This is a genomic window from Streptomyces sp. NPDC048751, from assembly GCF_043198595.1.
Lineage (GTDB): Bacteria > Actinomycetota > Actinomycetes > Streptomycetales > Streptomycetaceae > Streptomyces.
Map to the genome: position 1 here is coordinate 1 of NZ_JBICUX010000035.1, position 18,939 is coordinate 18,939.

General features: G+C 69.4%; 19 protein-coding genes and 4 pseudogenes. 10 read left to right on the forward strand and 13 right to left on the reverse strand.

Features of this window, described 5'->3' with window-relative positions:
* Positions 1-82: 82 nt before the first annotated feature.
* The 3 genes from ACGFNV_RS46170 to ACGFNV_RS46180 all read right to left on the reverse strand — a co-directional run bounded on the left by ACGFNV_RS46170 (position 83) and on the right by ACGFNV_RS46180 (position 3,022).
* Complete coding sequence (locus ACGFNV_RS46170; protein WP_393631614.1) at positions 83-1,003, reverse strand: alpha/beta hydrolase; 921 nt, start codon at positions 1,001-1,003, stop codon at positions 83-85.
* Positions 1,004-1,339: 336 nt separating this feature from the next.
* On the reverse strand, positions 1,340-1,795 hold the full coding sequence (locus ACGFNV_RS46175; RefSeq protein WP_393631616.1) for a MarR family winged helix-turn-helix transcriptional regulator: 456 nt from the start codon (positions 1,793-1,795) through the stop codon (positions 1,340-1,342).
* A 162-nt stretch (positions 1,796-1,957) separates the two neighbouring features.
* Positions 1,958-3,022 carry an ABC transporter permease gene (locus tag ACGFNV_RS46180; RefSeq protein ID WP_393631617.1) on the reverse strand — a complete coding sequence of 355 codons (1,065 nt, stop codon included), beginning with the start codon at positions 3,020-3,022 and terminating at the stop codon, positions 1,958-1,960.
* 73 nt (positions 3,023-3,095) lie between these two features.
* On the opposite strand from ACGFNV_RS46180, the gene ACGFNV_RS46185 reads away from it, so the two are divergent.
* Complete coding sequence (locus ACGFNV_RS46185) at positions 3,096-3,560, forward strand: MarR family winged helix-turn-helix transcriptional regulator (protein WP_393631618.1); 465 nt, start codon at positions 3,096-3,098, stop codon at positions 3,558-3,560.
* A gap of 113 nt (positions 3,561-3,673) precedes the next feature.
* Here ACGFNV_RS46185 and ACGFNV_RS46190 read toward each other — a convergent pair whose 3' ends face one another.
* Positions 3,674-3,985, reverse strand: a complete 312-nt coding sequence (locus tag ACGFNV_RS46190; protein WP_393631620.1) for a MarR family winged helix-turn-helix transcriptional regulator — start codon at positions 3,983-3,985, stop codon at positions 3,674-3,676.
* A gap of 157 nt (positions 3,986-4,142) precedes the next feature.
* Here ACGFNV_RS46190 and ACGFNV_RS46195 point away from each other — a divergent pair, with 157 nt between their 5' ends.
* Both ACGFNV_RS46195 and ACGFNV_RS46200 read left to right on the forward strand, forming a co-directional pair.
* On the forward strand, positions 4,143-5,135 hold the full coding sequence (locus tag ACGFNV_RS46195) for an aldehyde dehydrogenase family protein (protein WP_393631622.1): 993 nt from the start codon (positions 4,143-4,145) through the stop codon (positions 5,133-5,135).
* On the forward strand, positions 5,020-5,883 hold the full coding sequence (locus ACGFNV_RS46200; RefSeq protein WP_393631624.1) for a helix-turn-helix domain-containing protein: 864 nt from the start codon (positions 5,020-5,022) through the stop codon (positions 5,881-5,883). Before ACGFNV_RS46195 ends, ACGFNV_RS46200 begins: the two co-directional genes overlap by 116 nt.
* Before the next feature lie 29 nt (positions 5,884-5,912).
* Here ACGFNV_RS46200 and ACGFNV_RS46205 read toward each other — a convergent pair.
* Positions 5,913-6,766 (reverse strand): annotated as a pseudogene (locus tag ACGFNV_RS46205) (helix-turn-helix transcriptional regulator).
* Between the two features lie 150 nt (positions 6,767-6,916).
* Here ACGFNV_RS46205 and ACGFNV_RS46210 point away from each other — a divergent pair.
* A complete protein-coding gene (locus tag ACGFNV_RS46210) occupies positions 6,917-7,039 on the forward strand; it encodes a hypothetical protein (RefSeq protein ID WP_393631626.1) in 123 nt (40 codons plus the stop codon).
* 48 nt (positions 7,040-7,087) lie between these two features.
* Positions 7,088-7,501 carry a cupin domain-containing protein gene (locus ACGFNV_RS46215; RefSeq protein ID WP_393631628.1) on the forward strand — a complete coding sequence of 138 codons (414 nt, stop codon included), beginning with the start codon at positions 7,088-7,090 and terminating at the stop codon, positions 7,499-7,501.
* A 265-nt stretch (positions 7,502-7,766) separates the two neighbouring features.
* Here ACGFNV_RS46215 and ACGFNV_RS46220 read toward each other — a convergent pair.
* The 4 genes and pseudogenes from ACGFNV_RS46220 to ACGFNV_RS46235 all read right to left on the reverse strand — a co-directional run.
* Positions 7,767-8,371, reverse strand: a pseudogene (locus ACGFNV_RS46220) (ATP-binding cassette domain-containing protein); the annotation flags it as partial.
* A gap of 2 nt (positions 8,372-8,373) precedes the next feature.
* Positions 8,374-9,312, reverse strand: coding sequence for a YdcF family protein (locus ACGFNV_RS46225; protein ID WP_393631630.1), 939 nt, complete (start codon positions 9,310-9,312; stop codon positions 8,374-8,376).
* A gap of 60 nt (positions 9,313-9,372) precedes the next feature.
* Complete coding sequence (locus ACGFNV_RS46230) at positions 9,373-10,374, reverse strand: hypothetical protein (RefSeq protein ID WP_393631632.1); 1,002 nt, start codon at positions 10,372-10,374, stop codon at positions 9,373-9,375.
* Complete coding sequence (locus ACGFNV_RS46235; protein ID WP_393631633.1) at positions 10,371-10,979, reverse strand: ABC transporter ATP-binding protein; 609 nt, start codon at positions 10,977-10,979, stop codon at positions 10,371-10,373. Before ACGFNV_RS46235 ends, ACGFNV_RS46230 begins: the two co-directional genes overlap by 4 nt.
* Before the next feature lie 721 nt (positions 10,980-11,700).
* Between ACGFNV_RS46235 and ACGFNV_RS46240 the strand changes: the two are divergent.
* From ACGFNV_RS46240 to ACGFNV_RS46255, 4 genes and pseudogenes are all read left to right on the forward strand, one after another.
* Positions 11,701-11,862 (forward strand): annotated as a pseudogene (locus tag ACGFNV_RS46240) (histidine kinase); the annotation flags it as partial.
* Positions 11,863-12,034: 172 nt separating this feature from the next.
* A complete protein-coding gene (locus ACGFNV_RS46245) occupies positions 12,035-12,391 on the forward strand; it encodes a sensor histidine kinase (protein ID WP_393631659.1) in 357 nt (118 codons plus the stop codon).
* Positions 12,388-13,071, forward strand: a pseudogene (locus ACGFNV_RS46250) (response regulator). Before ACGFNV_RS46245 ends, ACGFNV_RS46250 begins: the two are co-directional and overlap by 4 nt.
* A 137-nt stretch (positions 13,072-13,208) precedes the next feature.
* Positions 13,209-13,556 (forward strand): DUF4333 domain-containing protein, encoded by a 348-nt coding sequence (locus tag ACGFNV_RS46255; RefSeq protein ID WP_393631635.1) that lies wholly within the window; start codon positions 13,209-13,211, stop codon positions 13,554-13,556.
* Between the two features lie 599 nt (positions 13,557-14,155).
* Here the strand turns inward: ACGFNV_RS46255 and ACGFNV_RS46260 are convergent.
* The 3 genes from ACGFNV_RS46260 to ACGFNV_RS46270 all read right to left on the reverse strand — a co-directional run bounded on the left by ACGFNV_RS46260 (position 14,156) and on the right by ACGFNV_RS46270 (position 16,756).
* Positions 14,156-14,803, reverse strand: coding sequence for a hypothetical protein (locus ACGFNV_RS46260; RefSeq protein WP_393631637.1), 648 nt, complete (start codon positions 14,801-14,803; stop codon positions 14,156-14,158).
* Between the two features lie 586 nt (positions 14,804-15,389).
* Positions 15,390-16,487 (reverse strand): cobalamin-independent methionine synthase II family protein, encoded by a 1,098-nt coding sequence (locus tag ACGFNV_RS46265; protein ID WP_393631661.1) that lies wholly within the window; start codon positions 16,485-16,487, stop codon positions 15,390-15,392.
* An 11-nt stretch (positions 16,488-16,498) separates the two neighbouring features.
* Complete coding sequence (locus ACGFNV_RS46270) at positions 16,499-16,756, reverse strand: hypothetical protein (RefSeq protein WP_393631639.1); 258 nt, start codon at positions 16,754-16,756, stop codon at positions 16,499-16,501.
* 507 nt (positions 16,757-17,263) lie between these two features.
* On the opposite strand from ACGFNV_RS46270, the gene ACGFNV_RS46275 reads away from it, so the two are divergent.
* Positions 17,264-17,788 carry an EF-hand domain-containing protein gene (locus ACGFNV_RS46275; protein WP_393631640.1) on the forward strand — a complete coding sequence of 175 codons (525 nt, stop codon included), beginning with the start codon at positions 17,264-17,266 and terminating at the stop codon, positions 17,786-17,788.
* Positions 17,789-18,297: 509 nt separating this feature from the next.
* On the opposite strand, the gene ACGFNV_RS46280 is transcribed toward ACGFNV_RS46275, so the two are convergent.
* Positions 18,298-18,645 (reverse strand): hypothetical protein, encoded by a 348-nt coding sequence (locus ACGFNV_RS46280; protein ID WP_393631642.1) that lies wholly within the window; start codon positions 18,643-18,645, stop codon positions 18,298-18,300.
* Positions 18,646-18,939 lie beyond the last annotated feature (294 nt).

The following is an 18,939-nucleotide window of genomic DNA, read 5'->3' on the forward strand; positions in this document are numbered from 1 at the left end:
TCCACGGCGATGTCCCCACAACGGATCGAACGCTCAACTCCCGCCCTGGACACGGCAACCAGCAGCGATACACCTCATTGTGTTAGCCGTTGTAAAGGACGGCGAAGAATTTCACGATCTTGGTGATGGCCTGATCCATGTACTCGGGAACGTCGTACATGGCGATGTGAGTCGCGCCGTCGACGACAAAAAGTTCCTTCGGGCCGTTGGAAAGCTCGTACGCCTGGTCGCTGAACACCTTTGTGTCCGCCTTGCTCCCCGCGATGAGAAGCAAAGGCTGGGTCAGCAGTTCCGGAATCTGGTCGAACGCAGAGAAGGCGTACATCTTGTCCATGCTGGTCAGCAGGAAACGGCCCTTGGAATTGGGATGCTGGCCACGCGGAGTCCGGTAGTAGTCGTACCCCTCACGCAGGAGGTCCGGTGTGGTGTCGTCGATCTCCTCCAGCGTCTCCGGGACGAACGGGGCGTAGACAGGCGCTGCCCCCCTCGCCTCCGCCGTGCGCTGCTGAGCGACCATTTCCAGAGTCTTGATCTGCTCGGCAACCGGAGACAGGTGCCCCAGGAAGCCCCTGGAGCCTTCGCCCATCGGAGCTGCGCTCACCGTGGCCACCGCCTTGAAGCGGCGTTCGGTCTGCGCCACGCTGATCGCGTAACCACCGCCGGCGCAGATACCGAAGACACCCATCCGCTCGGTGTCGACGTACGGGAGAGTGGTGAGGAAGTCCGCCGCGCAGCGGGCGTCCTCCACTCTGGTCGTCGGGTCTTCCAGGAGACGCGGTTCGCCGCCGCTTTCTCCCTGATAGGAGGAGTCGTAGACCACGGTGACGAATCCGTGGGCGGCCAGCCGTTTCGCGTACTGGCCGATGGTCTGCTCTTTCACACCACCGGCCGGGTGAATTCCGACCAGGGCCGGGTACTTCTTTTCTTCGTCGAATTCGTCCGGCAGATGAAGGTGTCCCGCGATTTCTACTTCCTTGTTCCTGAATGAAACAGTCTGGACCATGGCGCCTGTCCCCTTTTCGCCCCTGTTCCGCCGACTGGCGGTCCGCGCACCATGATTCGCCGGTGTCGAGATGATGTCCACTCACGATGGGGGGAAGAAACTGTCCCCTGGATATGAATTACCGGGCAGACGAGTCCCCTTCTCATTCCTCGGGTGCGTTCCACAGATCCCGGTGCGCGGTGCCGGGTCGCCGGCGCGACGCAGGTCAGCGGCCGAGGTGGGCAGCCCTGTCAGGACCAGGTCGAGGTACCGCACGTGGAGCCCGGTCGCCTGCTCGCAGGTGACGGTGATCCGCGCGGCGAGATGCTGAGCAGCTCGGGATGTGGGTGTCCCGGGTCAGGAGCGCCTGTCGACGGTGAGGGCGTCGGGGTTCAGTCGCTCGACCAAGTGGTAGAGCAGACGGTGGATGGTGTCCTTGTCGTCCGTGCCGAGCGGCGCGGTCGTCTCCGCTTCGATGCGGCCGGCGATCGACGCCGCGCGAGCGGCCGCCGAGTGCCCTTCGTCGGTGACGTACAGGCGCATGCTGCGACGACTGGTCGGATGGGGCTCGCGTCGCAGCAGCCCTCGTGCGACGAGCTGGGTCACGGCGGCTCCCATGGACTGAGCCGTGATGCCGGAGCGGCGGGCGATCGCCGCTGCGGACACCCCTGGTGTCAGTGCGGCGTGCTGCAGTGCGTTGTGCTGGGCCAACGTGAGATCCTCCGCACGCAGCGCCCTTTCCAGTCGGCCTGCCACGATCTGCGAGAACTGCCAGGCCAGATATCCGGTGGTGGGGAACACGGCGTCGGTCACGTCGGCAGTTTACGAGAACGCCTCTCGGTTCCCCTCGGCCGATACGGCCCGGCCCCGGCCTTGGGGATCATCGGTACAGCCGTTGGCGCCGCGAGGGGTCATCGTCGGCCGGTGCTCTGCTCCAGCGCACGCGCTCCACGATGTCACGCCGGGGAACCCAGGTCAGGCGACCGCATGGCCGCGCGTACCGCGTGCGTCGCGCCAGTACAGCATCGCGGCGGCGATCAGAATCCACACCACCAGGACGACTACGCCGACGGTCAGGCCGTCATTGCGGAAGTGGGACAGGCCCTGGATGGCGCGGACACCGACTCCTACCGGGAGGATCTCCGAGAACGGATGGAGCCACCCCGGCAGGTAGGCGGTGGGCAGCGTGCCGCCGCTGGTGCTGTTGCCGAAGGTGAACAGGACGACGGCCGCCAGCGACATACCGGCCCGCCCGAAGAGGCGCATGAACGCCATGGTCGCGCTGCCGACGGCCGCGGCCATCAGGGCGATGACTCCAGCGATGCCGAGGAAAGGCCCGGGCAGTGCCGAGAAGCCCACGCTCCCGGCCATCACCGCGACCAGGGCCCCGGCGGCGACGCTGAAGGCGGCCAGACTGGTCAGCCTCGACCGGTACTCCAGGCGGGGGGCGATCTGGTAGGTCATCATGCCGAACAGGAACCCGGCGAGTACGACACCGAACCCGGCGTAGAACACCGACATCCCGCGCGTGTCGCCCGCCGGGGCCGGCACGGTGTCCTGCAGGGCCAGACGGTCGCCGCTCTGCTTGGCGACACCGGAGAAGGCGCCGGTGACCGTCGACGTCACCGAAGGACCGTTGGCGCCGGCGTAGAGGAGCTCGGAGGACTGCCCAGGGCCCGTGACGTAGGCGGCGTACACCTTGCGGCCCTCAAGAGCGTGGCGGGCCGCGCGCTCGTCGGCGTAGCGCTTCACGTCGAAGCCGCCGGGCAGCCCGAGCTCCAGCGCTCCGGTGACCTGCTCGACCTGCTCGGTCGTGCCCACGACGGCGACCGGAAGGTCATGAGGGCGCGGAGCGTGAAAGGCGGACAGGAACACGCTGATGAAGATCGAACCGATGATCAGAACGATCGCGGCCGGCAGCAGAACTCCCTTCAAGCCGGTCGCGCCCTGCGGCGAGGGAGCAGGGTCCAGGGCGTGGTGATGGTGAGCGTGGCGGGACTCGACGGGACTGGGCGGTGGTGTGGACACGAGCTTCTCCATGCCTCGCGAAAGTAAGGTACCTTCTATTTCTAGCATGAAAATATAAGGCACCTTACTTTTTTTGGGGGGGCTCATGGGCGGTACGCACGTCGACCCTTCGGCGCGCATCGGCTATCTGGCGTGGCAGGTGACACACGTGATGGGGGCGCGTCTGGAGAGGGCGTTGCGTTCGCTCGACCTCACAACCGCGCAGCACAACGCTCTCCAGCACCTCGTCTGGACGCCGGGAATCTCCGCCGCGGAGACGGCACGTCGGACCGGCTTCACTCCCCAGTCCATGGGTGCCGCTGTGAATGAGCTGGTCGACCGCGGGCTTCTGGTGCGGCGGGAGCACCCTTCCAACCGCAGAACCGTCCCCTTGGTCATCACGGACAAGGGAGTTGAGCTCGCCGAACGGGCCCGGGACGCGGTGGAGCGCCTCGACAGGGAAGCGCTGGCGGTTCTCACCTCTGCCGAGCGGTCCCTGGTCCATTCCCTGCTGTATCGGATGCTGGCCGAGCTCAACCCGGCTGCTCTGCCCCCGAGTGGACCCTCGTGACCCGGCATCCGGCACGGCCTTGGCCCCACCGCACTCCGCCGTGCCGCCGCGGTGAGCGTCCGGGGCACGGGACCGCACAGTGGGGCTGCCGGACGGTCGGTGCCGCGACCCTCTCAGACCACGCGAACCCTCTTGGCCACCCGGTTGAGCAGCGTCCGCAGTTCCGCGGTGCCGTCCGAGCCGAGGTCGTCGGTGATGTGCTTCTCGACATCGGCGATCACGGCGTCGGCCGAGCGCAGCGCCTCGCGACCGGCGGGGGTGAGATGCAGTTCCTGCACATGCCGGTGGCGGGGGTGCTCGCGCCGTTCCAGCAGTCCGCGACCTTCCAGGCGGGTCACCAAGGAGGCGATGGCCTGCGGGGTCACCTTGAGGCGGCGGGCCAACTCGGCTCCGGCAAGTCCTGGTTCGGCGTAGACCGACATCATGCCGGATCTCCTCGGCTCCTCGTCCCAAGGAAGTCATTCAGGTCGGCGTGCCATCCGCCGGCATTCAGCGTCCCTTCGCGCCGAGCGCCACGTGCGCCCCAGTCATCGCCCTCGGGGTGCTGCACGCGGGCGGGCGCAAGAAGAGTGGGAGAACCCCATGACCAACAACAATGCGACGATCACGCGTGACGGAGTCATCGGATATGACGCGAGCGAGATAGTCACCTTCGACCAAGCCACCGGGGCTGAGTTCGCGCGGTACCCCGTGGCCGGCAGGGGAGAGGCGGCCGCGGCCGTCGCCGCTGCCCGTGCGGTCACCTCCGCCTGGTGGGACCTCGGCTTCGAGGGCCGGGCGGAGCGGCTGAACGCGTGGCGGCGGGAGCTGGCCCTCGGCGGTGAGGAGGGCGCCGCGCTCATCCACGCCGAGAACGGCAAGTCCCTGGAGGAGGCCCGTGTGGAGGTGCTCGGCACCCTGGAGCACCTGGAGTACGTCATCGCCAACGCCGAACGCGTGCTGGGCGGCCGGGAGGTCCCGAGCAGCCCGACCGTGCCCAACCAGCGGGCGTGGGTCGAGTACCAGCCCTATGGCGTCGTCGGTGTCATCGGCCCGTGGAGCTTCCCGCTGCTCACCCCGGCCGCCGTCCTCGCCGACGCGCTCGCGGCCGGCAACGCGCCCGCATCGACCTCCACCATCACGTCGCCGACGGCGGGCGTGCAGGAGTCGCCGGCCTCCGTGAACGCCCGCCCGGCCTGGGGGAGAAGGCGCGGGCCGACGACGGAGGCGAGTGCCGTGGTCAGCCGCTGGGACGGCGCCACGCGTCCGTCGGGCAGCCGTACGGCGAGGGCCTTCGGATGCCGGGCCGTGCCGGTGAAGCCGACCACGGTGGCGGCGACCGTGTCCGCATGCCATGGGAGGGTGGGTGTTTCCGTGCAGGCTTGCTGGCCGCTGGATCGACGGAGACACGGCGCTGAGAGCACCGGCAGTGACTCCGTGGCGGAGGTTGCTGTGGGCTCGCGGTGCTTAGGCTGGGGTCGTGGAGCAGAGGGAGATCAAGGATTTTCTGGTGTCGCGGCGGGCCCGGGTGTCGCCGCAGGAAGCGGGGCTGCCGGCGCTGAGCGCGCATCGGCGTGTGCCGGGGTTGCGGCGTGAGGAGGTCGCGCTGCTGGCGGGGGTGAGCGCGGACTACTACGTGCGCTTGGAGCGCGGGAACCTGGCCGGCGCCTCGGACTCCGTCTTGAACGCGGTGGCCGACGCGCTGCAGCTGAGTGCGGCGGAGCGGTCTCATCTGTTCGATCTGGCCCGCTCGGCCCGCGGCGGGGGTGTGGAGGCGTCGGAGGAGCCGGTGGGGGAGGGGGTGCAGCGGGTCCTGGACGCGATCGGGGCGGTGCCCGCGTTCGTGTGGAACAGACGGCTGGACCTGGTCGCGGCCAACTATCTCGGCTACGCCCTGTACGCGCCGCTGTTCGACAGCGCCTCGACGAAGCCCGTGAACATCGCCCGGTTCAAGTTCCTCGATCCGGCGGCGCGCACGTTCTTCCACGACTGGGAGCATTCGATCCGCAACACGGTCGCCCTGCTGCGGATGGGAGCCGGGATGACGCCCGGCGACCAGGGCATGCGGGACTTGATCGCGGAACTGTCAGCGGCCAGCGAGCCTTTTGCCCGGTGCTGGAGTGATCACGAGGTGCGGCTGCACTGGAGCGGGGTGAAGGAGTACGAGCACCCGGCTGTGGGGTGGCTGAGTCTGCCGTTCGAGACGCTGACTCTGCCGGGGCGGCCGGATCTGATGATGTCGGTGCTGACTCCGGTGCAGGGCAGCGAGTCAGCACAGCGGTTGCGGCTGCTGTCGGACTGGGCCGATACCCAGCCTTCCGTTGCGGCGGCGTACACCGGGTAGCGCCCCCGGGCAAGGACCTCGGTACGAGGTCAGGGGCGGTTGTCCTGCTGCTGAGGCGAGTGCTGGTGGTCGGTGGCGGCCCAGGAGGCGAGCAGGCACAGGGCGTCGTGGTCGGGTGTGCCGGGTTCGGCGCTGTAGGCGGTCAGGGTCAGGCCCGGGTGGGCGGGCAGTTCCATGACGTCGAAGTCGAGGGTGACCTCACCGACGACCGGGTGGCGGAACGCCTTGCGGCCGGTGCGGTGCAGTCGCACGTTGTGCTTGGCCCAGGCGGCGCGGAAGACGTCGCTGCGGGTGACCAGCTCCCCGATCAGGTTCGTCAGCTCCGTGTCGCCCGGGGACCGGCCGGCTTCGGTGCGCAGCAGGGAGACGGTGGTGTTGACCGAGGCGTTCCATTCGGGGCAGAAGTCGCGGCTGGCGGGGGTCGAGGAACTGGAAGCGGGCGCTGTTCACCGGCCGTTCCGACCCGGCGAACAGCGGGGCGTAGAGGGCGCGTCCGAGCGGGTTGACGGCGAGGACGTCCAGGCGGCCGTTGCGGATGAAGGCCGGGGAGCCGGTGATGGAGTCCAGGACGCGCTTGAGGCTGGCAGGGACGGCGTTCTTTGTCTTGCGGGCGGTGCGGCGTGGGGGCCGCTGGCGCTGGGCGGCGGCCAGGTCGTGCAGGTGGGACCGTTCGGCGTCGTCCAGCTCGAGAGCCCGGCAGACGGCGTCGAGGACTTCTTCAGAGGCTCCGGCGAGCTGGCCGCGCTCCAGACGGGCGTAGTAGTCGATGCTGACACCGGCCAGCAGCGCGACCTCTTCACGGCGCAGTCCGGGCACCCTGCGGGGCGATCTTGGCGCGGCGGGTGGCGAGGAAGTCGCTGATCTCGCGGGCGGCGGTGTCCATGTTGGCCAGGCTAAGTCGGGTGGAGCAGAGCTGGGGGGTTCTGTCAGTACCTGGATCAGCAGTGCCTTCCCCGATCCCGTGACCTGCGGTTTCCTCGATGGTGGCAGCAGACGCGGCCTCCGTGCGCAGGTCTCGGGAACCCGTCTGCGGATGCCGTCCGACCTGGTGTGGCCGCCGGTGCAACGCCGCATCCACGTCTTCGAAACAGCGCAGGGAGTCATCATGACCGCGATCGCCCAGCTGAAGGAGATCGCCGACGAGCCGGCCGCCTGATCGCCCCTGCCAGTCCTGACATCCCTGCTCGCAGCAAGGAAAGCAGCCGTGGAACACATCACCACCAGCCCCACCCTCAAGGCCCCGGCCGAACGCTTCACCGGCGACGTCTACCTCAACCCGATCGAGTCGCCCACCGAGCCCGCCCGCCTGGTCGCCGCCCTGGTGCGCTTCACCCCCGGCGCCCGCACCAACTGGCACTCCCACGCCAAGGGGCAGACCCTCTACATCACCGACGGCGTCGGCCTGGTCGGTACCCGCGACGGCAGCGTCGTGCGGGCCGCCGCCGGTCAGACGGTCAAGTGCCCGGCCGGTGAAGAGCACTGGCACGGTGCCACCGACACCACCTTCATGGCCCATATCGCCATGCTGGTCGGCGACGAGAACGGCGACGGCACCACCTGGCTGGAGCCGGTCACCGACGAGCAGTACGCCAAGGCCCTGGCCGGCATCGCCCGCTGACAGCCGACCACCCTGCATCTCGGACGGCAGCAGGGCTCCGGCGCTTGAGACACCGGAGAAGCGCTCCTCAAGTGCTGCCCCGTCCTGATCCCGGTCCCGGGTGCCGAGCAGCAGCCCTGTGCTCCCGAACTCCACGTCGCGCATGAACCACAAGGCGCCCAGCATCAGCAGCGGCCAGAGCAGGTGGCTGGACAGCTCCCCTCCGTTGGTGAACGCTGGCGCAGCTGGATCAGGCCGCGCCCCAGGCCGGTGCGTATCGCACAGGTCATCGTGAAGCCTCCGCCTCGTGCACGAGCGCCAGATACATCTGTTCCAGCGAGGCGCGGTGGACTGCGAGTTCGCTGATCTCCTCGCCGTGCTGCTGGAAGAGCTTGCGTACGAAGTCGGTCGACTGCGGCGTCGACCGGCTGAAGCGCTGCTCGCCGTGCCGCCACCGCACGCGGTCCGCGCCGGCGATCTGCCCAGCCAGTCCGTGCGGCGTGCCGTCGGCGACGATCCGCCCGCAGGACCGTGGTGTCCAGGCAGCAGCGCACCAGCTCGTGGAACTCACGCCTGGCCTGAGGGTCGAAGCCGGTCGTGGGTTCGTCGAGGAACAGCACGTCGGGGCGGCCGACGATGCCCAGCGCCACATCCATGCGGCGCCGCTGCCCGCCCGACAGGGTTCTGATCTTCTGGTCGGCTTGCGCGGTCAGGCTGACCGCGTCGACGAGCTCGTCCGGCTCCCACGGGGTGCGTGCGCAGCAGGCGTAGTAGGAGGCCTGGTGGGTGAGGAGTTCGTGGACCCGCCACTTGCCGTGGTCGCGCCAGGAATGGAGCATGACGCCCACCCTGGCGCCACCGCTCGTCGGCGTGTGCCGGGTCGGTGCCGAGTGTCAGGAGGAGAGGAAAGCGCCCAGTACGGTGAGCAACGCGCACAGCCCGATGTTGACCGTCCTGTAGTGCAGGAAGATCGCTGCGAACTCGCGGATGGTCGCGCTGGGCCAGAAGTAGGAGGCGGTGGGAGAGCCGATGACCTGTGCGTCGACGCCGGTGCGGCGGGCCGTCAGGGCGGCGCGGAAGACGTGGAAGTTGTTGGTGACGACGACGCACGCGTAGTTCTGTTTGCGCTCCCGCATGAGGGCTTCGCTGAAGCGCAGGTTCTCCTCGGTCGTGCGTGAGCGGTCCTCCCGTGCGACGTGGTCTGCGGGGACACCGCGCGCGACGAGGTAGGCGGCCATCGCGTCGGCCTCGGGCACATCCTCGTCCCGGCCCTGGCCGCCGGAGGTGATCAGCACCGGCGGTCGGCCCCGCGCGGCCTGCGCCTCGTACACCGCGCGCGCCCTCTCCAGCCTGCTCGCCAGCAGGGGCGGCACCCGCGAGCCGCCGACCAGGCCGGAGCCGAGGACGATGACGAAGTCCACGTCGTGACGGATCCTCAGCCGCGCGTAGAGGAAGGCGTAGGCGAGGAACGACAGGAACACGTACGAGACGTAGCAGGCGAAGAGGAGCACCGCGCCCGCGGTACGTTGCAGCGGCACCGAGTCGGTGTCGTCGGCGAACAAGGTGAGCGTGACACACCCGAGGGTGGTCAGCCCCACCAGCCCGGACAGCAGGTTGGCCGGGCGTAGGCCCTCTTTGCGGACCATCGCCACGCCGTTCGCGATCAAGAAGAACGCCAGGGCGAGGACACCCAGGGCGCAGAGCAGCACCACGAGGGTCACCGCCGCGACGAGCGGTGTGGGCGCGCTCCCCTGGGCCGCCTGAGCGAGCAACGTGAGGGTCAGAAGGAGGAAGGACAGCCCGGCGAGGATCGCGAACACGAGTGACGGCATGAGGTGGTCTCGACTTCCTTGGTGCAGAGGGGTTTCACGGGTGCGAGGCGCGGAGGACCTTCACTCGGGTCGCGGGCCCGTCCGCCCCGTGACGGACTTCAGCAGGGGGCGGCTGAGCGCACTCGCCCCCAGCAGCCCGGTGACGCCCAGGCCGAAGCACACCACGAGCAGGGTGATGCCTCCGGTGTCGAGGGTGGAGGCGCCGCCCGCGAGGAGGGTGAGCGGGGCGGTGGCGAAGAGGCCGGTGAGGACGGATCCGCCGGCCAGCACCGCCACGGGGATCAGGGTCTCCTTGCGGCGGGCGGCGTCCAGGATCCGCAGCGGGGTGCCGGCGAGCCGGAGCAGGCCGTAGGTGCGGCGGCGGTCGAGGACGGAGGCGGCCGCGGTGATGCCCGCGGACGCGATGGCGGTGACGAAGGTGACGCCGAGGACGACCCGGGTGGCGGTGGAGAAGTCCCGCGCGAACAGTCGGCCGGACCAGTCGACGTCACTTCCGGTGACCGGGTACTGGCCGGGCACGGGGGATGTCAGCGCGGTGCGGGCCCGCTCCAGGTTCTCGCTGCCGCCGGGCACGGTGGTGATGACCTGGACGCTGTCCTCGCCGCCGCCGACGGCGACCCAGTCGGTGCCGGTGTCCACGGTGGCGGTGATCCCGGCGTGCGCCAGGCGCTGCCGTGCTTCCTGCTGAATTACGGCGGCCCGGCTCTTGGGCACAGCCACGGCGAGGGCGTCCGGACCGCCCCATGGCGAGGCACCGGAGACGCTGAAGAGGGCGAAGAACCCGGCCACGAAGCCGGCGAGGGTGAGCCCGGAGACCGTACGCCAGCCGCTCTTGGGATCGTCCAGCAGGCGGCGCCCGGCCAGCGGGGTCGCGGTAGTCCTGGCCTTCGCGCTGACGATACGGCCGAGGACGCCCACCACCCACGGGCCGATCACGGACAGGGCGAGGAAGACCGCGGCGAAGAACACCAGAACACCGTTGACCTCGCTCTTCATGTTCTCGCTGAACCACGAGTAGCCGAGGATCACCGCGACGAAGACCAGCGCCCGCAGGAAACTCATGCGAGGCGGCTGCGAGCGCCGTGCCACACCCACAGCAGGCTGATGACCTCCATGCCGGTCGTCTGGTCGAGCGCGCCTGTCTGCTCGTCGGCGAAGATCACCTGCGGGCCGCCGACCAGCGCGCGGGCGATGGCCACACGCTGCGCCTGCCCGCCGGACAGCTGTCCGGGCCGCCGGTCCTCCTTGCCCGCCAGCCCCAGCCGGGGGAACCACTCGCGTGCCTGCTGGACCGCCTGCCGGCGCGGCATGCCTCCGAGCATGAGCGGCAGGGCCACGTTCTCGTCGGCGGGCAGCTCCGGCAGCAACTGTCCGGACTGGAAGACGAACCCGAAGCGGGTACGGCGCAGCTCGCTGCGCTCCGGCTCGCCCAACTGGTCCACCCGTTCCCCGGCCAGCAACACCTGGCCCTCGTCGGGCCGTTCAATGCCGGCCAGGCAGTGCAGCAGGGTGGACTTGCCCGACCCCGAGGGGCCCATGACCGCCAGCGACTCGCCCGCCGGGACGGACACGTCGACGCCGGCAAGCGCGCGGGTCAGGCCGAAGGACTTCACCAGACCCGTCCCCTCAAGGACGGGGGCAGCGGTGGCTGTGCCGTACAAGCTCATCGGGACGCCTCCATGGCGGCGTGAGGGCGGGGATCGGGGCCCGGCTCGACCGGGACATCGTGAAGGGGATGCTTTTGCATGCCGTCGACCATCCCGCCCCACCGGCACGCCCCGCTTCGGCCGCCGGGCCGGTACGGACACCTCCGCATCGGCCCACAGGCCGACCCTCTCCTCGACCGCTCGTCACTACCCTCAAGGGGTGGAACCCGACACCCCGCTCTCTCCTGCCGTCCGGCGGCTGATCACCGGCCTGCTGACCGTCGGCATGGCGACGCTGTGGCTGCTCGACCTGGTCAACGTGGACGACAGCGACGGCAGCCCGCTCCAAGTGCTCATGCTGGTCTTCGGCACGCTCACCGCCCTGGCCCTGCTCTCGCCCGGCCGGCCCCCCGCTCCCGCGATCCGCGCCGGCATCGCGGCGCCGGGTTCGCTGGCCTTCACCGCGGTGTCGCTCATCGGCACCCGGGCGGAGTTCTCATGGGGCCTGCTGGAGACCACGGCGCTGCTGGGTCTGCTCGTCCGCACTGCGCGCCGCACGCGGCGGCCCGCCGCCGCCGTGGCCCTGTCGGCGGCGCTCGGCGTCGCGGTGATCGCCCTGCCGCTGCGCGTGAGCACGGACTACGAAACCCTCACGTTCTCCTTCCTCCTGACCTTCGCCGTCGGCGGGGCCGTGGGCCTGGGCTGCTACCTGCGGCTGCTGGACGCCCGACGGGCCCGGGCGATGACCGCCGTACGCCACAACGAGCGCCTGGAACTCGCCCGCGACCTGCATGACTTCGTCGCCCACCACGTCACCGGCATCATCGTGCACGCCAACGCCGCGCTGATGATCCAGGAGTCCTCGCCGGAGCACGTCAAGCCGCTGCTGGAGGGCATCTCCCGGGCCGGTTCGGAGACCCTCGACTCCATGCGCCGCCTGGTGCGGGTCCTCAGGGAGGACGACCACCAGGCCGCGCGCCCGGGCGAGCTGCTGACCGAACTCGACCGCCTGGTCTGCGCGTTCGCCGGGGCACGGCACCGAGGCGACGCTGGACGCCGAGTCCGCGGTGCGCGGGATGCGGCTGGCACCCGAGGTGGAGACGTCCGTCCACCGGGTGGTGCAGGAGGCGCTGACGAACGTACGGCGCCACGCTCCCGGCGCGGATGTGGTCGTCCGCCTGGGGATCGACCGGGCCAGAAACGGCAACTCGCTGCGGGTGGAGGTGCGCAACACCGCCCCCAGCGTGCGCTCCAGCGTCCCGACGGGCGGCCGGAGCGGCTTCGGCCTGGTCGGGCTCCGCGAACGGGTGGAGGCCGTGGAAGGCTCCCTGACCAGCGGCCGGACACCGGACGGAGGTTGGTCCGTGCGGGCCGCCTTCCCCGTTCTGCCGGCCGTGGCAGGATCACCGGTAAGAACAGCGGGAGTGATGTGAACGGGGCGAGCGGGGCCCGGACGAAGGTACTGATCGCGGACGACCAGGACATGGTCCGCACAGGCTTCCGACTGATCCTGGGAACCCAGCCCGACCTGGAGGTCGTCGGCGAGGCCGCCGACGGGGCGGAGTGCGTCGAACTCGCCCGCAGACTGCGCCCCGACGTGTGCCTGGCAGACATCCGCATGCCCAGGCTGGACGGCCTGGAGGTCACCCGCGCCCTGGCCGGACCGGGCGTCACCGACCCCCTGCGCGTCGTCCTGGTGACCACCTTCGACCAGGACGACTACGCCTACACCGCCCTGCGCAACGGCGCCTGCGGATTCCTCCTCAAGGACGCCGCCTCCAACCTCCTGATCGAGGCCGTACGCTCCGCGGCCCGCGGCGACGCCCTGGTCTCCCCCGCCGTAACCGTCCGCCTGCTCAAACACCTCGCAGCGCACCAGCCGACGCCACCCGCACCGCATCCGCTGTCCGAGCGGGAACTCGACGTCGTACGCCTGCTGGCGGTCGGGCGCACCAACCAGGAGATCTGAGACGAGCTGTACCTCTCCCTGGGCACCGTCAAGACCCACCTGGCCAACATCAAGGACAAGCTGAACCTCCGCAACCGCGTCGAGATCGCCGCCTGGGCCTGGGACACCGGCACCGTACGCGAACGCCAGCCGCCGCCTGCCTGACGCCGCCCGGCGGGTCGGCCTCCAGGCCGACCCAATGCGACCGCTATAGGCCGGTGAGCCGAAGCGGCGCCGTCACATGGCGGGCCACTGTCCTCGGGACAGCTTCGCAGAGGCAAGCGCAACCCCGAGGAGAGACAGTGAAGTACATCGTCGTGTCCGTGGCTGCGGCCACCGTGGTCGTCGGCGGCCTGGCCGTGGTGGCCGCCCCCCGGTTGCTGAGCACCGAGTCGACCAGCTCCGTCGGCTCCACGTCGACCGTGGCTCGTGCGGAGGTCGAGAAGCAGGTCCGCGAGAACTACGCCCTGCCGCTGGTGCAGCAGAAGCCTGAGGCAGTCAGCTGCGCCTCAGGCCTCAAGGCGCAGCTGAACGCCACCGTGGACTGCACGGTGACATCCAAGGACGGAAAGAAACAGCACATCGTGGTGTCCGTGACAGAAGTCGACGGCGGGGAAGTCTCGTACGACTACGTGAAGCTGACCGACTAGAACCGCTTTGCTGTCCCGGGACGGGACGGCGCGTCAAGTCCCTCCGCCATGGCGGACATCGAAATGCCCGGCGTGCAGTGTGGGCACGGTCCGCGCCGCATGAGGGTGCTGCTGGAGCCGACTGAGCGCCAGGAGACATCGGTTCACTGGGTTCAATTCGCAGTGGCCGCTTGTATGCCGGCCGGCACCTGTCAGCTGCCGGCCCGTCAAGGCCTTACGCAGAAACGGCGACGCCCGGAGCCTTCGCGTCCCCGTGGGACCACGCCCGCCCTTCCGTACCTGGACCGTCGCGGTGCGAGCCCGTCACTGGGCGACCTCAGCGAGCCCTCTGTCCGGCGATCGGCCCGTGGGAATCCCATCGCGGGCCGGAGCCAGCGCCGCCGCCCCCGTGGTCGGAGCGAACACCCTCGCCAGCGGCGGCGGCCCAGCCCGCAGCCTCCTGCCGGGCTGTACGACGGCTCAGTCCCTCCTTGCACCCGCCAGCCGCGGACTGGTCACCCTGCAGGGCAGGCAGGCGTCCCGGGTGAGCGGGCCGCGCTGGCAGGCTGCTCTGAGCCCTGTCAGACATGGGGATCCGGACGGTGCGCGCTGCGGCGCTGTCAGGCGCCAGCCGGTTCGGGCTGCTCCTTGCTCTGGGCGGCTTGTTCTCGGGTGTCGGGGCCGGTGTAGTAGACGGATGAGCCCTGCTTGGTGCGCTGAGCCTGGCTTTTGGCCACGAGCCCTTCGATCGTGGTGCGCACTACGTTTGCCTTGATCTCGCGTTCGGGATGGGCCTTGCCAAGGGCTGCGGCGACCTCCGCTGCCGAGCGCGGTTCGCTCTGTTCCGCGAGGTGGCGGCGGACCAGGTCGACCAGCGTCGGCTGTGCCGTCTTCTTCGTCGCGGTGGTCTTGCCTCCGCTCTTGCGGGCAGCTGGCTTGTCGGCCGGGGCGCGACGGGGCTCGGCGGCGGCCTTCTTCGTCCGTTGCCGGCCGTGGCTTTCGGGCTGCGCGGCTGTCTTCTTGCGGGGGGCGGGCACCGTGGCGTCGTCAGATCCGGCCGCATTTTCAGCGGGGGCCGGTGCCGCATCGATCGCACGCTGAATGCTGACCAGCACGGTGTGGTTACGCTGGAGGGCGGTCAACTGCTCCTGCAGCGCGGCGATTTCGCTGCTGATGCGTTCCTGTTCCTTGGCGTTGTGTTCGAGATCGGCGGTCACTTGTGCGGTGTACTGCGATGTCAGTTCGGTGATGGGGGCGTTCTCAGACATGCGGCGCAACCTTTCTTGGTCAGGGCCAAAGGTGCAGGGCCTGCAGATGTGTGTGCTTCCCGGGCTGATATGCGCGGGATGGCAAAAATGAGCCAACGCGCAGAGACCTGCCCGTAGATAGTACGGACAAGCGCAGCAAGTTGTTCTCCTCGAGTCTGCCTCTTGATCTTGCCTCACACATCAGTGGGCCGCAGGCGGGGGCCTGCGGACGCTGAGATGGGGGAGCGTGTGCTGCGACGGCAACTGCCGGACCACCTCGTCGGTCTCCCGGTCGTGGCGCCGGGATGCCAGCGCGCGGACAGCTGCGACCGCCGTGGCTGCGGGTGAGGGCGAGCAGCACTGGCCCGGCACAGCCGCTGTGCCGCGGATGCCAGGCGCAGCCCAACGCCCGGCACACCGCGCTGCGCGTCGAACTCGCGCACCTCGCCGAAGCCGCCGACTGGCTCGCAGCCACCGGGACTGAAGAGAGGTGATCCGCTCGGCTGATGAGGGGGTGGCTGCCTGCACGGTGGGCACTTCCGCAATACGACGACGGCCTGCACAACCCCGGCGGGTCGTGCAGGCTGTCGCGTAGGACGCCCCTGATTTAACCGGCAGGCTTCGATGACGGCCCGGGGCGTTCGTTCAGGAGTTCGCGGGCGGCCAGGGCGGTGCCTTCGATGCGGGCGCTGATCTTGGCGAAGGCGGTGTCGCGGGAGGTGGAGGTGTCGTCCGCGAAGGGGGAGAAGCCGCAGTCGTCGCAGGTGCCCAGACGGTCGGGGGGCAGGTGACGGGCGGCGGCGAGGACGCGGTCGCGTACCTCCTCGGGCGTTTCGACACGTGGGTCGATCGGATCGGTGACGCCGATGAAGACCTGGGCCTGGGCGGGGAGATTTGCAGCGAGGACGGCGAGGACCCTGTCCGGTTCCGGCTCGCTGGCGAGCTGGATGTAGAAGGCACCGGCCTTGAGATGGAGGAGGGCGGGCAGCAGAGCCGTGTAGTCGACGTCCAGGCTGTGGGTGGAGTCCTGATCGCCGCCGGGACAGGTGTGGATTCCGATCCTGGTCTGTTCGGTGCTGGAGAAGCGTTCCAGGACGCGGTTGTTGAGGGCGATGAACTGGTCCAGCAGGCCGCCGCTCGGGTCGAGCTTCAGCGCGAGACGGGCCTCGGTGAAGTCGAGCTGGACGCGATGGGCGCCGGCGTCCAGACATCGGCGGATGTCCGCTTCGGCGTCGGCGGTGAGGTCGTCGAGGAAGGCTTCGCGGGGGTATCCGTCGATGCCGTCGGCTGGGTAGAGCAGGCTGAGCGCCGACGGCGCGATGACGGCCTGCTTCACCGGTGAGGCCGCGTGCCGGAGTGCGGCGTGCAGATAGCGGTCGGCGTAGACGCCGTAGCGCAGCGGCCCGGCCGTAAGGCGGGGCAGCTGCCGCTGGTGCCCGTCGGCGAACGGGATGACCACGCCGTCGGGTGCCAGTCCGTTCAGGCCGGTCAGGGGGTAGGTGGCGAAGCTGGGCTTGGCCTGTTCGCCGTCGGTGACGACCGGGGAGCCGATCTCCTCCAGGCGGCGGACGGTGTCGCGGACCGCGCGATCCTGGGCGGCGGCGAGTTCCTCCTCGCCGATCCGGCCCGCGGCATGGTCGGCCATGGCGGCGAGCAGCTCGGCGGGCCGCGGAATGCTGCCGATCGGTTCGGTGGGAATGCCCACCGTGGTCCCGCTCACGGCCTGATCTCCAGCTGTGCCTCACCGTTGCTGCCCCGAAGCCCGGACAACAGGCATGAGGCGGGCAGTTCACCGGGGAGCGCGGCAACGGTCCGATGTGCCGCCAGCCCTTCACCGCGGCCCTCGACCACCCAGCCTGACATCCTGACCACGAGGACGCCGGCGACCCGAATAGTGGTGCTGCTGTCGTACGCGATCAATGACCGTTTCCCGTCACCGTAGTGGACGACTTCCTTGAGGCGCGGGCTGTTCACCGTGATGCAGGACGCAGACGGCGACTTCCCTTCCAGGTAGCCGGTGGCCGACACCGTCCGGCCGGGAGCAACCGCACACGTGTACCTGGCGTGTGTCTGGACGCGGGTCTGGCGGGGCAACAAGGTCAAGGGCGGGTCGTATGTGCTGTTACTGGAACCTGCGCACAGAACGTTCTCTCGGTGCACAGTCTCATGAGCCTGACCCGCCGGAGCCCACACGACTGTCGAGGCCACCAGGGCCAGGGAACTCATCACGACCGCTGTGCCGTGTCTGCCCAACATCCACCCTCCACGGAATGTGTTCTTCAACAAGGGTTGTAACTACCGTCAGGCTGCTTCCGCCGTCTCCGGCGTGTTGAGTCACACCACCGGAGCACCACGCGCAGTACGCGTGGTGAAAGACGCCCGCGCCCCCCGAATGGGCCCCTTGATCGTCAGACCTGGAGGGAAGGACAACCCACTCGAATCGAAGCGCTCACACGCGAGCACCGTGAGAAAGGAACCTCGATGGACCAGACAGCCGCGCAGAAGCTCGTCTTCGCCATGCTGGACGCGGACGGAGACGGAATCGTCTCCAGAGAGGAGTACATGGCGCGCACGAGGAACGTGGCGCGGGCGATGGGTCTCAAGGAGGACGACCGGCTCGTCGTCACCGCACGCACCCTCGGCGAGCGCGCGTGGGCGTCGATGGACGCCGACGGCGACGGAAAGATGACCTCCGACGAGTACGCGGCATGGGCCGGCGCCGAGGCGTTCGACACCGTCTGCGCACCCGTCCTCGGCGCCCTCTTCGACCTCGCCGACACCGACCACGACGGCGCCCTCGGCCTCTCCGAGTTCACAGCCCTGCGCACAGCACTCAACAACCCGGCCACCAACGCCGAAGCAGCGTTCACGGCCTTGGACACCGACGGCGACGGCCGCATCAGCCGCGACGACTACATCGCGTCCATCCGCGCTCACGTCACAGGCGAAAGCTCTCCCATGGGCAGGGCGCTGTACAGCAGGCCACTCTCCGACATCCCAGCGTGATGATCAACGCGCGTGGGCGCCGGTGTGCAGGTGGCCGCAAGCGGTGCCGAAAGCGGCAAGGACATGACGCCTGATGTGCCCCGGGTCTGATGGCGTCGTCGCAGTCGGAAGCCGCCGACGGTGACCCGGATGCCGCACCGTCGGCGGAAGATCTATCCCTGGGGGCGGACCGTATGGTTCGGGGACCTGAGGCGGCTCCGATTCCGCGGAGAACGGAGAGCCCGTCGGTCTGGTTGCCGGCCGGAAGACTGCCTGCGATGAGCGGGTGAAGGACGCTGCCGGTACTCCCGGTACTCCCGGTGCGCGGTACGCGGCTTGCGCGTCGTCCCTGGAGCCGGCTGTCGAACTCAACGCCGACGAGGGGCAGCCGACGTCCGCGGCCCGGGCCTGATCCCGGACGATGATCCACTGGGCGATGGCTAACAAAATGTCCCGCGAACTGACGGGAGAATCCACACCAACCTGGCGAATTGAAACGGATATCCCACTCACATCAGCGTGAACGTTGATCAGATGCCCTCTAAGTGGACAAGGACCGCGTCCGCTTCGCTGCCCTTGGCCTGGTGAACGGTGGAGCTGCGCATGGCCGCAGCGGGTGTGCTGTGGCTGTCGCTCTGGGACAGGCCGATCAGTGATCCGATGGGCTGGTCCAGTTCCTTGGTTGCCAGCGACAAGATCTTGGGTGACCTCAGCTGGCTTTTCGAGGGCGGGAGCTGGGCTGCGAGGACGGCGCCGACGGTGCTGCGCCAGTCGCGAGCCGGTGTTGCATCGACTGGGGGCAGCGCGGTCAGGAACTTTCCCGCCCGGCGGCGCATGACGGCCGGGGAGATGACGTGAGGTGACCAGGCTGTCGGCAAGGGTCTCCTCGGTGTCGGGGTGCCAGTAGTCGTCGAGCAATGTGTGGCGATGGCCAGCGCGTGCTTGCGTGCGGCCGCGGGGCCTCAGCGGCCGTGAAGACGGCCGCGGCCCATGCCAGCGCCCTGGTATCGGTGCCCTTGGGGTGATTCGGTGCGGGGCGCGAACGCGCCTTGGGGACGGCGTCGTTGCGGTAGGCCAGGGCCAGGCGGTCGGCTGGAGGGATGTCCTCGCGCGCGGCATAGCCGACGAATGCCTCGCTGGCGTCACTGGCGTCGAGCAGGCCTGAGGTCTTC

Bases quoted from the DNA above. Each gene is read 5' to 3' on its own strand.
- ACGFNV_RS46170 (WP_393631614.1), bottom strand. From the start codon at position 1,003: ATGGTCCAGACTGTTTCATTCAGGAACAAGGAAGTAGAAATCGCGGGA.
- ACGFNV_RS46180 (WP_393631617.1), bottom strand. From the start codon at position 3,022: ATGGAGAAGCTCGTGTCCACACCACCGCCCAGTCCCGTCGAGTCCCGC.
- ACGFNV_RS46185 (WP_393631618.1), top strand. From the start codon at position 3,096: ATGGGCGGTACGCACGTCGACCCTTCGGCGCGCATCGGCTATCTGGCG.
- ACGFNV_RS46190 (WP_393631620.1), bottom strand. From the start codon at position 3,985: ATGATGTCGGTCTACGCCGAACCAGGACTTGCCGGAGCCGAGTTGGCC.
- ACGFNV_RS46195 (WP_393631622.1), top strand. From the start codon at position 4,143: ATGACCAACAACAATGCGACGATCACGCGTGACGGAGTCATCGGATAT.
- ACGFNV_RS46210 (WP_393631626.1), top strand. From the start codon at position 6,917: ATGCCGTCCGACCTGGTGTGGCCGCCGGTGCAACGCCGCATCCACGTC.
- ACGFNV_RS46225 (WP_393631630.1), bottom strand. From the start codon at position 9,312: ATGCCGTCACTCGTGTTCGCGATCCTCGCCGGGCTGTCCTTCCTCCTT.
- ACGFNV_RS46230 (WP_393631632.1), bottom strand. From the start codon at position 10,374: ATGAGTTTCCTGCGGGCGCTGGTCTTCGTCGCGGTGATCCTCGGCTAC.
- ACGFNV_RS46235 (WP_393631633.1), bottom strand. From the start codon at position 10,979: ATGAGCTTGTACGGCACAGCCACCGCTGCCCCCGTCCTTGAGGGGACG.
- ACGFNV_RS46245 (WP_393631659.1), top strand. From the start codon at position 12,035: ATGCGGCTGGCACCCGAGGTGGAGACGTCCGTCCACCGGGTGGTGCAG.
- ACGFNV_RS46260 (WP_393631637.1), bottom strand. From the start codon at position 14,803: ATGTCTGAGAACGCCCCCATCACCGAACTGACATCGCAGTACACCGCA.
- ACGFNV_RS46275 (WP_393631640.1), top strand. From the start codon at position 17,264: ATGGACCAGACAGCCGCGCAGAAGCTCGTCTTCGCCATGCTGGACGCG.